A 14,395-nucleotide genomic window follows, 5' to 3' on the forward strand; every position below is an offset into this window, starting at 1 on the left:
ACCTGCTCGGATACGGGCGTTTTGTGACCCGTCACAGAATCGGCCGACCGGATTTGACGTCCCGTCCATTTACACGCGACGTGCGGTCCCCAGAGGATGTGAAACACGCCCAGAAGTTCCCTTGGAGATCGCGATGTTGATTCCCACGATGGCCCCCGCGCCCGCCCGGTACGGCGCGTTGAGCCCCAGAGACCATAATGGAGTGTGCCTGCCCGACGGTTTCTCCAGCCGCGTCGTCGCCCGGTCCGGCCAGCGCATCGGCGGGATCGTGTGGCACCCGGCGCCCGGCGGCGGCGCGTGCTTCGCCGACGGCGCCGGGTGGATCTACGTGTCCAATTCGGAGATCCCGCTGGCCGGCGGCGCCGCCGCGCTGCGCTTCGACGCCGGCGGCAACCTCACCAGCGCGTACCCCGTCCTGGTGTGCACCAACCTGAACCGCGCCGGATGCGTCACCGGCTGGGACACCTGGCTGTCGTGCGAGGGCATCCTGCGCGGCTACGTCTGGGAGGTCGACCCCCGCGCCACGCGCGCCGCCCGCCCCCATCCGGCCATGGGCCGGTTCGCGCACGTCGACGCCGCGTGCGACCCGCTGCGCCAGGTCGTCTACCTCACCGAGGACGAACCCGACGGCTGCTTCTACCGCTACCGGCCCGACCTGTGGGCCGACCTGTCGATCGGTCGGCTAGAAGTGCTGTGCCACAACGATTCGGGAGTCGACTGGCTGCCGGTGCCCGAACCCGCCCCGGGGATCCTGGAGCGCGCCACCCGCCACCAGGTGCCCAGCGCCGTGCACGTCGGTCGCGGCGCCGAGTGCCGCTACGAGGCCGGGGCCTGCCACTTCACCACGAGCGACGGGGTCTGCTGGGCCTACGACGCCGACCACAATGTGCTGCGCTCCACCATCGACGGCGCGGAAACCTTCCGCGTCACCGACTTCCTGCGTCTGGAGGGCCACGAGGACTCGGTGATCACCGGGGCCGCGTTCTCCCCGGACGGCTCGCGGCTCTACTTCTCCTCGCAGCGCGGCACCCGCGGCACCGCCGACGGCGGGATCACCTTCGAGGTCACCGGGCCGTTCGTCTAGCCCGCGTCGTCCACACGCGAGCGACGCGCCGCCAGCGCCGCCCCGATGCGTTGCAGGTGAGCCGGTTCCAGAGGGTCCAGGCCCGTCAACGCCACGACCCGGCGCAGCCGGTAGTCCACGGTGTTGGGGTGGACGTGCAGCACGCCCGCGCTCTTGCGGCGGTCCAGGCCGTTTTCGATGTACGCCTGGAGGGTGCGCAGCAGGTCGGGGTTCTCGTCCAGGGGGTCCAGCAACTGGGCCAGCGCGTCCAGCGCCTGCGAGGGCCGCGTGAGCTGGTACTCAAGGGACACGTCCGACAGCCGGTACAGCCCCGGCGCCTTGCCGAAGCAGCGCACCACATCCAGCACCTCCTGGGTGAGGCGCGCGGCGGCCGACACCGCGTCGATGTCGGCCAGCTCACCGGCCGCCCGGATCGGGGCGCCGGCGGCGCTGGCCACCCGGTCCACCAGGGCCACCGCCGAGTCCCAGTCCATCATCGACTCTTGTGCGGGCGCCAGGATCAGCCCACCGGACACATCCAGCACCGACAGCACCGGCTCGGGGCCGTAGTCGTCCAGCACCGCCCGGATCCGGTGCAGCTTGGAGCGCCCGGCGTAGATCGCGAACTCCTTGCCCTCGGCCTCCTCGGGGTGGGGGTCGAAGGCGGCGGTCAGCACCACGTAGCGCTGCGCCAGCCGCACCCCCGCCAGCGCCCCGGCGTTCACCGGGCGCTCGCCGCTGAGCAGCGCCGACACCACGGTGTGGCGGGCGTCCTGTTCCTGGCTGCGCAGCGCCTCGCTGGCGATGGTGTAGCTGGAGCACAGGGTGGCCGACACGGTCTGGTTGTAGTCCAACAGGAGCGCGTAGGCGGCGGTCATGTCCTCGTAGTCGGCGGGCGCGGCGTCGGAGAACAGCGCGGCCATCGCCTGGCGGCCGCCAAGGTGGTAGGCGGACAGGATGTCCTCCAGCGGCACGCCGTCCTGGACTCCGCGCCCGGCGGCGGCGCCCAGCGGCGCCATCTCCTCGGGCCCGGGCGCCCGGCGGCGCTCGAAGGTCTCGGCGATCAGGTGGAGATTGAGGGCCACCAGGGGAACGATGAAGCGCCGCAGATCGGAGGCGGTGAACTTCCCGTAGCTGTCCACTTCGGAGGCAATCACCTCGGTGAGGCGCTCGGCGAGGTCAGGGGTGCGTTGCCGCACCACCTCGTGCATGGGCACCCCGCCGAGACAGAGGGGACGATCGGGGTCGGACATAAAGAACATTGTGCCGCACCACCAGGGGGGCGGCGGGGCCGTGACCCGACCCGGCGCCGGGGATGCGGGCCGGGTCACGGTGTCAACCGACGACACCGTCGGGTGCCTCGTCGGCGTCCCACGCCAGCTCGTCCTCGGTGAGCCAGGTGCGCACGCCCTCCTCGTCCTTGCCGCGGCCGCCGCGCTGGCCGCCTCCCGTGCCGAACAGGCCGGGACCGCCTCCGGCCCCGCCGGGGCGCGACGGTGGGGTCTTGATCGCGCCCCCGGCGGAGCCCATGCCCCCCATCCCCATGGCGGCCATGGGCATGGTGCCGCCGGGGGAGGACATGGTCGACCCGCCGGAGACCGCCAGCGACACCGGCGGGGTACCGGCGGCCGTCATCGGCGTGGCACCGGCCAGCTGCACCGGCGACTCCGACATCTCGGGTTTCTTGTCGGGCAGCGGCTTGTAGTCGGGGTCGTTGGGGGACGGCATGCCCGGGGTGGTGCCGACGGGCAGGTTGGGGCCGGGTTCGGTCGAGATGTCCCCGGGCAGCTGACCGACCGGCAGGTCGCCGCCGGAGCCGTCGGGGAACTTCTCGGGACTGAACGCCTGATACGCGGTGCTGGCCAGCTGCGCGTACTGGGCGAGCTTTCCGATGTCGCCGAAGATCGGCGAGGAGTGGACGTCGTCGGGGCGGTCGGCCTGCGGGTCGGGGGTGTCGGCGTCGTCGCCGGCCTTGGGAAGCCGCTGCGGCTCCTTGGTCGGTTCGTGCCAGTACGTTCCGCTGTCCGACAGGTAGCCGCCGCCGAGCTGGTTGAGCAGCCCGGTCAGCGGCGCGATCGCCGCCGCGCGGGTCCACGGGTGCGGCTGGGCCGCGGCGATGATGGACAGCGCCTGCGGCTGGATGGCGGCGGCGTTGCTGGCCATGGACGCCAGGCCGGTGGCCATGTTGGCCATGTCGTCGGACAGGCCGAGAGCGAAGTCCACAATGGCCTGCATCGCGGTGTAGTACTCGGTGGCGGCCGGTCCCGACCAGTGTTCCTTGAGCGTCGCGACCTGTTGGCGCAGTTCCTCGCCGAGCTGCCGGGCCTCGGCGGCGCCCGCGGTCCAGGTCGACTGGGCGCTGGATGCCGGTCCGGTGGGTTCCAGCTCGGAGAAGTACGCCTCGAGCTGCTCGAAGGACATTCCGAATGAGGGCATGGGTCAGTCCTTTCGCACGGCCTGGAAGAGGGTGGCCATCGGGCCGACGAGCGCGTTCATGCTGGTGACGTGGCCTCCCTCGGTCCGGCGGTAGTTGGCGATCAGCCGCGAGGTCTTCAGGTTGGCCACGGCCACGGCGGCGCGCAGCATCTCCAGGCGGGTCTGGTATTCGGTGCGCAGCCGGTCGTGATCGCTGATCACCTTGGCGGCGTCGGTGAAGGACCCGAGCCCCTGCGCCGTGGCGGGAGAGATCTTGCCGCTGGCCGTGCTGGCCCGGGCATCGAGCCGGTTGAAGGTGGGCTGGAAGTCCTCGATGGCGTCCACGTCGACATTGACGCTGCCCTCGGATGGGGGTGGCGGCATGGCGTCCTCCGAATGCAAATCGTTTTGTGCGTTGTCGGATCACTGTAGTACGAAACGCCGCGCCGCGCCAGTCACGGGCTCAGCGCGGCGGACTGGCTGAGGTCCGGCCCGGTGGGCAGCAGGGCCACCAGCGCCGACGGGATCGGCGCGGGCTTGACGCCGCGATAGCCGAGCGCGGAGCGGGCCGCGGACGTCAGACCGAACTTCCAGCCCTGGTCGGTGACCAGGAAAACGGTGCCGCCCTTGGCCTTCGGGCTGGCGGCGGCGCGCACCAACGCGCCTGAGCCGCCCGGCAGCCACACGTGATCGGCCGTGGCCACGGAGTCCTCGCCCTGCGGGGCGGCGGTGAGGTTGTCGCTCAGCCGCTGGGGGACGTCGCGAAAGACGCGCACGTCCATGTCGCCCCTGGCGTAGCGGGTGCAGATCGCCGACGTGGCCGAGGCGAGGCGGGACTCCAGTGTGGGCGGGCGCGACGGGAAGCCCTCGGGCTCGACGACGGTGTCGGACTGGTTGGCGCCGATCACGGCGGTGGGCAGGGCGGTGACGGCGGTGCCGATCAGCTCGGCCGCGAGCTTGCCGATGGGGGACAGGCCGTCGTCGAGCAGGACGTAGTCGTGGCCGTTGTTGGAGAACAGATCCCCGACCTTGTGGGAGGCGCCGTCGATGTCGGGACCCGCGTCCCCGTCGTGCGGGATCGACAGCGCGAGGTCGGGTCCCGTGTGCAGCGAGTTGATCAGGACGGCGTCGGCGGCGACGATGTCGTCGGCGCGGGCACCCAGCGCGGGCAGGTCCTCGCGGCCGGGCACCTGGTAGCGGGTGGAGCCGATGACCAGGTAGATCTTCTTGCCGTAGGACAACAGGATCCCGTGATCACCCAGTGTGGACCCTCCCTTCAGGTCGCTTCCGATCACCACGTGCGACTCGCGCTTGGTGGGGTCGTTGGCGCTGGGGGCCGAGCAGGTCTGCCAGGGGGAGGCGGTGAAGCTGTCGGCGGCGGGCAGGGCGTCGGGGGCATCGGGAATGCCGAGCAGGGCGCCGCGCGGGGTCCCCGCCAGGGACGACTGGTGTACCTCGTGGACGGTGCGGTCGCCGCTGGAGATGATGAGCAGGGCCGACGCGTAGTTGCGCACGGGATGCAGCGTGCCCTCCCAGTAGACGTAGCGGGTGCCCGTCTCGGCCTCGACGATGACGGCACCGTTCTGCTGCCAGGACTGGGCGCCGCCCGGCCACACCAGTCCGACCACCCAGAAGCCCGCGAACACCAGCGCGGCGATCGCGACGCTCACCACGGCGGTGGTCGCCATCCGCCGCATCGGCAGATCCAGGGTCTCGGGCTCGCCGCTGACCATCGCCGACACGATGCGGCGGACGATGAAGCGGTGCGCGGCGACCTGTTCGCGCTTGGTGCGCATGATGCCTCCCAGACAACGCGGGCAAATCGTTTTGGATAGTATGGCTGACGTCCCGATCACCCGCCACGAGGACCACGCCATGACCGCCACCGCCCCGCCCCGACCCCACCCGCGCCGCCACCACGGGGCGATCGGCTCGGCCCCGACCCGCTGGTGGCGGCTGCGCATGCGGCGCCTGAGAGACCGCCGCGTCCACTCGGGACCGGTGCTGGGCCTCGACGGCTTCGCCGAGCGCGGGCTCGACATCGGCGTCGCCTTCGACGGCCGCGGCTGGTTCGCCGCCGCGGCCTGCCCCGACGCCGTCGGACTGGAGGAGGCCCTGGCGGTGGCCGAGCCGATGCTGGACGGCCGGATCAACGCCGTCCAGCTCCTCACCCAGGTCAGCGGGCCCGGTTCTCGCGCCACCTGGCTCGCGGTACGCAGGGACGTGCCCGGTTCATTCCCCGTGGCCGCCGACCGAGGAGGGGGGGTCACGGGGGTGAACCGCGCGCTGTGCGGTGCCCTGGGCCGCGTCGTGAAAACGGCGGGGCGCCAGGGAATCCCGCTTCGTCCACTGTCCAGGGACGATCTCAACGACGCCACCCACCTGACGCTGGCGGCCGGCGGCTCGGCGACCGAACGCTGGCGGCGCTGGCGCGGCACCGACCGTGACCAGGTCAGCTACGGCCTGCGCGGCGACCTCGCGCACCTGGCGCCGCTGTGGGCGGAACTGTCCGACGTGGACGCAGAGGCGTGCGTGATGTCGGTGGCGCTCAACGTCGTCCCGCGCCGCGGGCCCGTCGTCCGCTGCCTGGCGCGCGTGGCCGACCCCAGCTTCCACGTCGACGCCGCCTGCGCCAACCTGACCACCCTGGCGCGCCGTCATGGCCTGCGCCCCAAGCGATGCGACGGCGTCCACGGCCCCGCCGCGTACGCGTCGAGCCTCACCGGAGGTGCCTGGTGAACCCCGAACCCAAAGAACCCGACGACGACACCGCCGGCGACGAACGCGACGGCTGGCGCGACACCCAGGACGACCCCTGGAGCCCCGACGAGAAGGCGCCGCCCCCCGTCATCGGGGAGTGAACGTGTCGCGCCACCTGTCGCGTGGGCAACCGGTCCAAGGTCTCGAATCCTGTTGCGGTCCAACGGTGTCGGTCCTACGGTGCGACGCATGGACCCGTTGTTCGAGATGACCGCGCACAATCGCGTGCAGTGGAACGCGATCGCGCCCGACCGTCGGCCCATGACCGGTGAATTCTTCGCCGCCGGCGGGACGACGCTGGACGAGTGCGAGGTGGCCGCGGCGGGGGACGTCGCGGGGTTGCGACTGCTGCATTTGCAGTGCGCCAATGGAAATGAGTCCTTGTCCTGGGCGGTACGCGGCGCCCGAGTGGTTGGCGTGGACATCAGCGACGTCGCGATCGACCTGGCACGTGGGATCGCGCGTGACGCGGGCCTCGATGTGCGATTCCTCGCCGCCGACGTCTACGGTCTACCGCCCGGTCTGGGGGCGTTCGACATGGTGTACGCCAGCGCCGGGGCCGTGTGCTGGATGCCCGACCTGGGCAAGTGGGCGGAGATCGTCGCCCATCATCTGGTGCCCGGCGGCAGGTTCGTCTTGTACGAGCACCATCCGATCTGGGAGGCCCTCACCGTCGATGGCGACCGACTCAAGGTGGGCGCCGACTACTTCGGACGCAACCGTTCCCGCGACACCCACGGCGTCGATGTCGCGAAACTTCCGGTCGGCTGGCGATCCGACTCCGCGTTCGTGTCGTTCATCTGGCCGGTGAGCGACGTCGTTACCGCGCTGATCAGTGCGGGGTTGTGTGTAGAGCGCCTCGAAGAACACCCGGTGCCCGGCATGTACGCGGGCCTGGGCGAGACGGCGTCTCAGCTGCCGGCGACCTATTTGATCATCGCGACCAAGTAAGTCCACCGGCACACGCTCACCCGTTGAGGGTGCGTACCCACCAGTAGGCGTCCCAGACCCACAGGGTGAGGGGGACGACGGCCACGAACAGGGTCACCTCGGCGATGTCGACCAGGCGGCCCCACGTGGGGGCGATGGGTTTGCCCGCGATGCCCAGGACGAAGCCCAGGGCCGCCGCGGCGACCAGGACGAGGGCGCCCAAAAGGAGGGTGAGGCGGGTGGTGGGGTCGGGGTTGTTGGTCCAGGCGCAGTAGGCGAGGGCGGCCGCGCCGAGGGTGGCGGCCAGCAGGAACGGGAGACGTTGGCGCACCGAGACGAAGACGCGGGCGCGCATGAAGGCCAGGAGGGTGAACAGGGACGCCAAAAGGAGCGCGGGGAGGTTGGCGTCGAGGGCCAGGGCGACGGCGGCGGCTCCCAGGGTGGCGGCGACCGCGGTGAGGATTCCCGTGAGGTGTTGGTCGGCGCGTTCGCTGCGGATCAGGGCGGTGGGGCCGTCGACCCGCTCGGTGTCGGTGCGAAGTTGTTGGGGGGAGCGGGGAACCGAGGGCATCGGGAGGCGGGCGACGCGAAACGACAGCATGGGCGCGGCGGGGATCAGGGCCAGGGCGACGGTGGCGACGGTCGCGGCGGCGCGGGCGACGGTGGCGTCGGCCAGGACACACAGGGCGGCGGCGCCCGTGAGGGCCGCCGCGGCGATCGCGCCGCTTTGGAAGATCGGCGCGGAGCGGGGGACGCCGATGCCCGCGGCCACCAGCACCACCGCCAGTCCCGCGCCCGCCACCATCAGGCTGGGCGCGGTGAAGGGCGAGGGCCGGCCGAGGACGAGCGCGCCGCCGACGGCGCCGTAGACGCCCGCGACCAGGCCCATCACGGTGGCCTCGGCGGTGCGGCCCAGGGCGCGGGCCAGGATCAGCGCGGTGCACAGGCAGGCCAGCGCCATCGCCACCGATGTCCAGCGGGCCACGGTCGTGCCCGAGGCGGCCGCGGCGACGGCACCGCCGACGAGCGCGGCGACCGCGACGGCGATGCCGAAGCGGCGGCTGGCCGCCACCGTCCACTTGCGCCCACGCGAACGGTTGGCGCTGGCGACGGCGTCGATCACGTCGTCGAAGACGGTCTCGGGGGCGGCCTGGTCGGCGGGGGTGAAGTAGAGTTCCTCGCCGTCCACGATGTCCAGTTGGCGCGGGGTGAGGCGGGCGTCCAGGGGCGCGCCGCCCATCCGGGTCAGCACCCAGCCGTCGCCGGTGCCGCTGGAGTCGAGGAGTTCCTCGCCGCTGGGGCCGGCCGCGGCGTGGTCGAGCAAATCGGATTGCAGATCGCAGAGGCGGACGTGCTCGGGCAGCGCCACGTCCATCCGGGTGTTCGGCGCCACCACCGTGACCCGAACCTGCTGGGTACCAAGGGACATGGACGAATTCCTCCTCGCCGGGCTGTGAACGCCCCGCGAAGCGCGGCGCCCCTACCACGATACAAAACGTCTTGCATAGAATGCAGGGGCTTACCTCACGACGGGAGCCCCGCGCATGAGCAAACGCGTCTTCTCCAGGCCGCCCCGCAAGAAGGGCCCGGTGATGCCCACCGGCGACCTGGTCCTGGAGCCGCCGCCCGACCTGCCCGTCCCCGGGCAACGCAGCGCGGGCCAGATGCTCATGCTGCTGCCGATGCTGGCCATGGTCGGCGCCATGGTCTTCATGTACGCCGGGCGCGGCGGCGGCGTCGTCATGATGGTGGTCGGCGGCCTGATGGGCGTGTCCATGGTGGGCATGTTCGTCGGCAGCCTCATGTCCTCGGGCGGCGACCAGAAGTCCGCCCAGACCCTGGCGCGGCGCGACTACATGCGCTACCTCGCCCAGGTCCGCCGCCAGGTGCGCCGCGCCTCCGGCCAGCAGCGCGACGCCATGCGCTGGCGCCACCGCTCCCCGGCCGCACTGTGGTCCCTGGCCGCCTCCCCCCGCCTGTGGGAGCGGCGCTTCACCGACGGCGACTTCGGCGAGATCCGCGTGTCGGTGGGGCGCCAGCGCCTCGCCGTCCAGATGGTCACCCCCGAGACCAAACCGGTGGAGGACCTGGAACCCATGAGCGCCTTGGCTCTGCGGCGCTTCGTGCGCACCTACTCCAACCTGCCCGGCATCGCCATGGCGCTGCGCGTGCGGGCGTTTCGCCGCGTCGTGCTGCGCGGCGACCTGGACGCCGAGCGGGATCTGGTGCGCGCCATGCTGTGCCAGGCAGCCACGAGCCACTCGCCCGACGACCTGAAGATCGCCGTGGTCGCCGGCGCCGAGACCGCCGCGCTGTGGGACTGGGTGAAGTGGCTGCCGCACGCCGCCCACGACCGCGCCGTCGACGCCCTGGGGCCGCGCCGCCTCCTGGTGCCCAGCCTCACCGAGCTGGAGGAGCTGCTGTCGGAGGAGCTGTCCAAGCGTTCCCGCAATGTGGACGAACCCGGCTCCTTCCACGAGCGTCCCCATCTGCTGGTGATCGTGGACGGGGGAGCCGCCGACGCCGACTGCGACCTGGCGGGCAGCGGCCTGTCCGGGGTCACCGTCCTCGACGTCCACGGCCTGGTGCCGCGCTACCCCAGGCCCTGGCTGCTGCGCCTCGACGTCGTCGACGACGACGAGCTGTCGATGACGTTGAGCGGCAGCACATCCAGCCTCGGCACCCCCGACCGGCTCAGCCTGCCCGAGGCCACCGCCCTGGCCCGCCGCCTGGCCCGCTTCCGCCCCGCCACCGCCACCAGTACCAGCGAACCCCTGGCGGTGTCGGCGGAGCTGCCCGACCTGCTGGGCCTCGGCGACGTGGGAAGCCTTGACCCGCACCAACACTGGAAGGCCACCACCACCGCCGCCGACCGGCTCAGCATCCCGCTGGGCCTCGACCCCTCGGGCGACAAGATCATCCTGGACATCAAGGAGTCCGCCCAGGGCGGCATGGGCCCGCACGGCCTGATCATCGGCGCCACCGGCTCCGGCAAGTCGGAACTGCTGCGCACCATCGTCACGGGCCTGGCCGTCACGCACTCGTCCTTCGAGCTCAACTTCGTCCTCATCGACTTCAAGGGCGGCGCCACCTTCGCCACCCTGGACAAGCTCCCGCACACCAGCGCCGTCATCACCAACCTCGAGGACGAGATCCACCTGGTCGACCGGATGGGCGACGCCATCAACGGCGAGCTCACGCGCCGCCAGGAGCTGCTGCGCAGCGCGGGAAACTTCGTCTCCCAACGCGACTACGAGAAGGCCCGCCGCGCGGGCGCCGACCTGGAGCCGCTGCCCAGCCTGCTGGTCGTGTGCGACGAGTTCAGCGAGCTGCTCAGCGCGCAGCCCGACTTCATCGACCTGTTCGTCGCCATTGGACGGTTGGGGCGGTCGCTGGGCGTCCACCTGCTGCTGGCCTCGCAGCGGCTGGAGGAGGGGCGGCTGCGCGGCCTCGACACCCACCTGTCCTACCGGGTGGGGCTGCGCACCTTCTCCGCCCTGGAAAGCCGCATCGTGCTGGGGGTGCCCGACGCCTACGAGCTGCCGAACGTCCCCGGCCACGCCTACCTGAAGATCGACAACCAGACCATGCTGCGGTTCCGCAGCGCCTACGTGTCGGGCCCGTACCGGCGGCCCTCGGCGGGCGACGGCGACCAGCGCGGGCTGTCCGATCGCCTGCGGCTGTTCACCTCCGGGCACGTCCCGCTTCCCGCCAGCGAGCTGGACGCGCCCAAGCCCGCGGGCGACTCGCTGGACGACATCAACAACTCGCTGATGGCCGTCATCACCGGCCGCCTCCACGGTCAGGGGCCCGCCGCGCACCAGGTGTGGCTGGAGCCGCTGGGCGAGTCCCCCGACCTGTCGGGGCTGCCGATCGGCAACGCGCACGGGAGCCTGCGGGTCCCCGTGGGCATTGTGGACCGTCCGTTCGAGCAGTGCCGCGACAACCTGTGGATCGACCTGTCGGGCGCGGGCGGCAACCTGATCGTCGTCGGCGGGACCCAGTCGGGCAAGAGCACCGCGCTGCGCACCGCGATCTCCTCGCTGTCGCTGAGCCACACCCCCGAGCAGGTGCAGTTCTACTGCCTGGACTTCGGCGGCGGCACCCTGCGCGCCCTCGAGGGACTGCCGCACGTCGGCGGGGTGGTGGGCCGCAAGCAGGTCGACCAGGTGCGCCGCACCATCGCCGAGCTGGCGGCGCTGCTGGACGAGCGCGAGGCCGCGTTCGCCGCGGCGGGGATCGACTCGATGGCGGGGTATCGGCGCCGCAAGGCGGCGGGCGAGTTCGCCTCCGACCCCTTCGGGGACGCGTTCCTGGTCATCGACGGCTGGCCCACCGTGCGCACCGACTTCGAGGACCTGGAGGACGACATCCAGGTGATCGCCCAACGCGGACTCGCCTTCGGGGTGCACATCATGGCCACCACCAACCGCTGGACGGACATGCGCGCGGCGCTGCGCGACCTGTTCGGCACCCGCCTGGAGCTGCGGCTCGGCGACCCCTCGGAGTCCGAGATCAACCGCCGCGCCGCCCGCAACGTCCCCGAACGGGCGCCGGGGCGCGGCGTGTCGCCCGACGCGATGCAGATGCTCATCGCCCTGCCCCGCCTGGACGGCAGCTCCTCCACCGAGGATCTCGTGGACGGGGTCGCCAGTCTGGTGGACACGGTGGCCTCCGCGCTGCCCGGCCGCGCGGCGCCGAAGGTGCGTCTGCTGCCCGAGACGGTCGACATCGGACGGATCCCGCCGCAGGACAACTCCACCGCGGTTCCCATCGGCATCAACGAAAGCCACCTGGCCCCGGTCACATTGGACTTCGCCGCCGAGCCACACTTCCTGGCGTTCGGGGACGTGGAGTCGGGCAAGACCAACCTGCTGCGCGCCGTCGCCGCGCAGGTCGCGGCCCGCTTCACCCCGGAGCGGGCGCGCTTCCTGGTGGTGGACTACCGCCGCGGCCTGCTGGGGGAGCTGAGCGACAAGCACGTCGCGGGCTACGCGGCGGGCGCGGGGGAGGCGCAGCAGCTGATGCGCGACGCCGCCGAGGCGATCCGCACGCGGCTGCCCGGCCCCGACGTCACCCCCGAGCAGCTGCGCGCCCGCAGCTGGTGGAGCGGCCCCGACCTGTACGTCTTCGTCGACGACTACGACCTGGTGTCCTCGGCGTCCACCAACCCGATCCTGGAGCTGCTGGAACTCCTCGCACAGGCCCGCGACATCGGCCTGCACCTGGTGCTGGCCCGCAGAATGGGCGGGGCGTCGCGGGCGATGTACGAGCCCGTGGTCCAGCGGCTGCGGGAGATCCAGACGCCGGGGCTGTTGATGTCGGGCAGCAAGGACGAGGGAGTGCTGCTGGGCGACGTCAAGCCGCTGCCGCGCCCGCCCGGGCGCGGGATGCTGGTGCGCCGCAGCGGAAACCAGCTGATCCAGACCGCGTGGTCCCCGCCCGTCCACGGCGGCTGACCCTTCACCCCATTGAGCTTTACAAAACGTTTTGCTAGAGTCGAGGAACCTGCACCCACCACAGAAAGGTCGACACATGCCCAACGTGCCAATCCTTGTCGATCACGCGTCACTGTCCACCGGCTCCAGCAACATGCGCGACGCCGTGGAGCAGGCGCGTGCTCAGCTGAGCAAGATCCGCGGCGAGGTCTCCGCCTCCCAGGCGTTCTGGTCGGGCTCGGCGGCGCTGTCCTTCGGCAACCTGATGACCGAGTACGACACCAAGTCGGGCAAGCTCCAAAACGCCCTGGACACCATCGCCAACCTGGTCGACAAGTCCGCCGCGAACCACTCCAGCAACGAGGACCTGCAGTCCCGCAGCATGAACAACCTGATGGGCGTGCTGTCGGGCAACGCCTGAAACCCTTAATCCACAGGAGAAGGAGAGACATGGACATCATCAAGGTGTCGCCCGCCGAGCTGGAGGGCTTCGCGAGCAAGCTGCAGTCCTCGTCGGCCGAGCTGGACAACATTCTGGACGGACTGCGCTCCAAACTGGACGGCATGCAGTGGTCCGGTGGCGACAAGGAGTCGTACGAGGCCCAGCGCCGCGAGTGGGACTCCGCCGCGCGCGACCTCAACCACCTGCTGAACCAGATCGGCCGCTCGGTCGGCCTCGCCAAGCAGGACTACGTGAACACCGAGGGCGTCAACGCCAGGATGTTCGCCTAGTACGAAGGCTTTTCCGTGCCATGCGAAGTGGCGGCCCCCAGCATCAGGGGGGCCGCCACTGTCGCGTCGTCAGCTCTCGTGGACGTGTCGTTCGTGGAGACGAGGACTTGGTTCCCGTCGCGCCTTGGCGCTTTTGGTGACTCCCTCGCCGTTTCGCCAATCCCCGTGAACCTGTCGCTCTTTAAGTCGCCGTGGCAGGGGGAGTTGCATCTGCCGTCGCGTCATCTTCCCCAACGTCGTCGGGCTCGCGCTCGATGCGAGATGGCCGTCGGGTTTCTCTTGGCTGCCTTGACGCGACGGCGCCTCGTGGACATGGCTTTGTACTTCGCTGTGAGGTCTCCTGCCCACCCCAGAGTGTGTCTGAAATGGTCAGTCAAGGGAGTGCAGGGCCAGGGTTGCCCGCACTCCCCGCATTTCGGAAGCACCCACAAGAGGGGGAACAAGCCGAGGGCGATGACGGCTCTGAGGCGCCGTTTCGGTAGGTGTCGTTTCGGAATCTCGAACTGTTCACCGACCTTGCGTGCCCTGTCAGCCAGTGGCCCGTGTGGGTACATCAGCCCGAAGCGCAGTGTGGGCGCGCTTTCGGGGTCAAACACCCTCACGTGCACGTCACCCCACGGGCCTTGTTCGGTGTAACTGTGGACAGACATGGCCTCTTGATCCCCCTTACTGTTGTTCGCGGGCTTGGGTAATGAACGCCTGGGCCTGTTCCAGGTCGGTGGCTGCCGAAAACAGCACCCCGAGTGCGTTCGTAATGTGCTCGCTAGCGGCGATGATCAGCATCGGGTCGTTACCAAACCCGATACCGTGCCCCAACTGGGCGATACGGTTCGCCAACTCCTCAGCGTTACCCGTGTGCATATGCGCCTCACCTGCCATCGCGACGGCATTACCCACGGCTTCGGACAGTTCGTCCAATTCAGACACGAGGCAGCGCCTTCGCCAACGTGCGGTGTGTCCTCCACAAGCCTTGGGCTTGCTGTATGAGGTGCCAGCGCACGGCGGGTTCCGATGCCCAGATCCCATGCGGCAGCGACACCTTCAACACGGGGCGGGA

General features: G+C 70.8%; 13 protein-coding genes. 7 read left to right on the top strand and 6 right to left on the bottom strand.

Annotation, left to right across the window (positions count from 1 at the left end; genetic code table 11):
* Window positions 1-133 precede the first annotated feature (133 nt).
* On the top strand, window positions 134-1,084 hold the full coding sequence (locus tag VE172_RS09940) for an alkaline phosphatase PhoX (protein WP_324800608.1): 951 nt from the start codon (window positions 134-136) through the stop codon (window positions 1,082-1,084).
* Here VE172_RS09940 and VE172_RS09945 read toward each other — a convergent pair.
* From VE172_RS09945 to eccB, 4 genes are all read right to left on the bottom strand, one after another.
* Window positions 1,081-2,316, bottom strand: a complete 1,236-nt coding sequence (locus VE172_RS09945) for a PucR family transcriptional regulator (protein WP_324800611.1) — start codon at window positions 2,314-2,316, stop codon at window positions 1,081-1,083. The genes VE172_RS09940 and VE172_RS09945 overlap by 4 nt on opposite strands.
* Window positions 2,317-2,398: 82 nt before the next feature.
* Window positions 2,399-3,499: a WXG100 family type VII secretion target gene (locus VE172_RS09950; protein WP_324800613.1), complete on the bottom strand. Its 1,101-nt coding sequence runs from the start codon at window positions 3,497-3,499 to the stop codon at window positions 2,399-2,401.
* Window positions 3,500-3,502: 3 nt separating this feature from the next.
* On the bottom strand, window positions 3,503-3,862 hold the full coding sequence (locus VE172_RS09955; RefSeq protein ID WP_324800615.1) for a hypothetical protein: 360 nt from the start codon (window positions 3,860-3,862) through the stop codon (window positions 3,503-3,505).
* Window positions 3,863-3,933: 71 nt separating this feature from the next.
* Entirely contained in the window at window positions 3,934-5,274 is a 1,341-nt protein-coding gene (gene eccB / locus VE172_RS09960) for a type VII secretion protein EccB (RefSeq protein ID WP_324800618.1), read from the bottom strand.
* 40 nt (window positions 5,275-5,314) lie between these two features.
* Between eccB and VE172_RS09965 the strand changes: the two genes are divergently transcribed.
* The 3 genes from VE172_RS09965 to VE172_RS09975 all read left to right on the top strand — a co-directional run bounded on the left by VE172_RS09965 (window position 5,315) and on the right by VE172_RS09975 (window position 7,189).
* Window positions 5,315-6,217: a type VII secretion protein EccE gene (locus VE172_RS09965; RefSeq protein WP_324800621.1), complete on the top strand. Its 903-nt coding sequence runs from the start codon at window positions 5,315-5,317 to the stop codon at window positions 6,215-6,217.
* Window positions 6,214-6,339, top strand: a complete 126-nt coding sequence (locus VE172_RS09970) for a hypothetical protein (RefSeq protein ID WP_324800624.1) — start codon at window positions 6,214-6,216, stop codon at window positions 6,337-6,339. Before VE172_RS09965 ends, VE172_RS09970 begins: the two co-directional genes overlap by 4 nt.
* Before the next feature lie 88 nt (window positions 6,340-6,427).
* Window positions 6,428-7,189 (top strand): class I SAM-dependent methyltransferase, encoded by a 762-nt coding sequence (locus VE172_RS09975; protein WP_324800626.1) that lies wholly within the window; start codon window positions 6,428-6,430, stop codon window positions 7,187-7,189.
* A gap of 16 nt (window positions 7,190-7,205) precedes the next feature.
* On the opposite strand, the gene eccD is transcribed toward VE172_RS09975, so the two are convergent.
* Complete coding sequence (gene eccD, locus VE172_RS09980; RefSeq protein WP_324800629.1) at window positions 7,206-8,597, bottom strand: type VII secretion integral membrane protein EccD; 1,392 nt, start codon at window positions 8,595-8,597, stop codon at window positions 7,206-7,208.
* 115 nt (window positions 8,598-8,712) lie between these two features.
* Between eccD and eccCa the strand changes: the two genes are divergently transcribed.
* From eccCa to VE172_RS09995, 3 genes are all read left to right on the top strand, one after another.
* A complete protein-coding gene (eccCa, locus tag VE172_RS09985; protein ID WP_324800632.1) occupies window positions 8,713-12,627 on the top strand; it encodes a type VII secretion protein EccCa in 3,915 nt (1,304 codons plus the stop codon).
* 76 nt (window positions 12,628-12,703) lie between these two features.
* Window positions 12,704-13,027: a WXG100 family type VII secretion target gene (locus tag VE172_RS09990; protein ID WP_324800634.1), complete on the top strand. Its 324-nt coding sequence runs from the start codon at window positions 12,704-12,706 to the stop codon at window positions 13,025-13,027.
* A 29-nt stretch (window positions 13,028-13,056) separates the two neighbouring features.
* The gene (locus VE172_RS09995) at window positions 13,057-13,338 is read left to right on the top strand and encodes a WXG100 family type VII secretion target (RefSeq protein ID WP_324800637.1); all 282 of its coding nucleotides are present in this window, start codon (window positions 13,057-13,059) and stop codon (window positions 13,336-13,338) included.
* Between the two features lie 666 nt (window positions 13,339-14,004).
* On the opposite strand, the gene VE172_RS10000 is transcribed toward VE172_RS09995, so the two are convergent.
* Entirely contained in the window at window positions 14,005-14,265 is a 261-nt protein-coding gene (locus VE172_RS10000) for a hypothetical protein (protein ID WP_324800640.1), read from the bottom strand.
* Window positions 14,266-14,395 lie beyond the last annotated feature (130 nt).

Origin of the sequence: Stackebrandtia sp. (assembly GCF_035643755.1) — a bacterium.
Taxonomy (GTDB): domain Bacteria; phylum Actinomycetota; class Actinomycetes; order Mycobacteriales; family Micromonosporaceae; genus Stackebrandtia.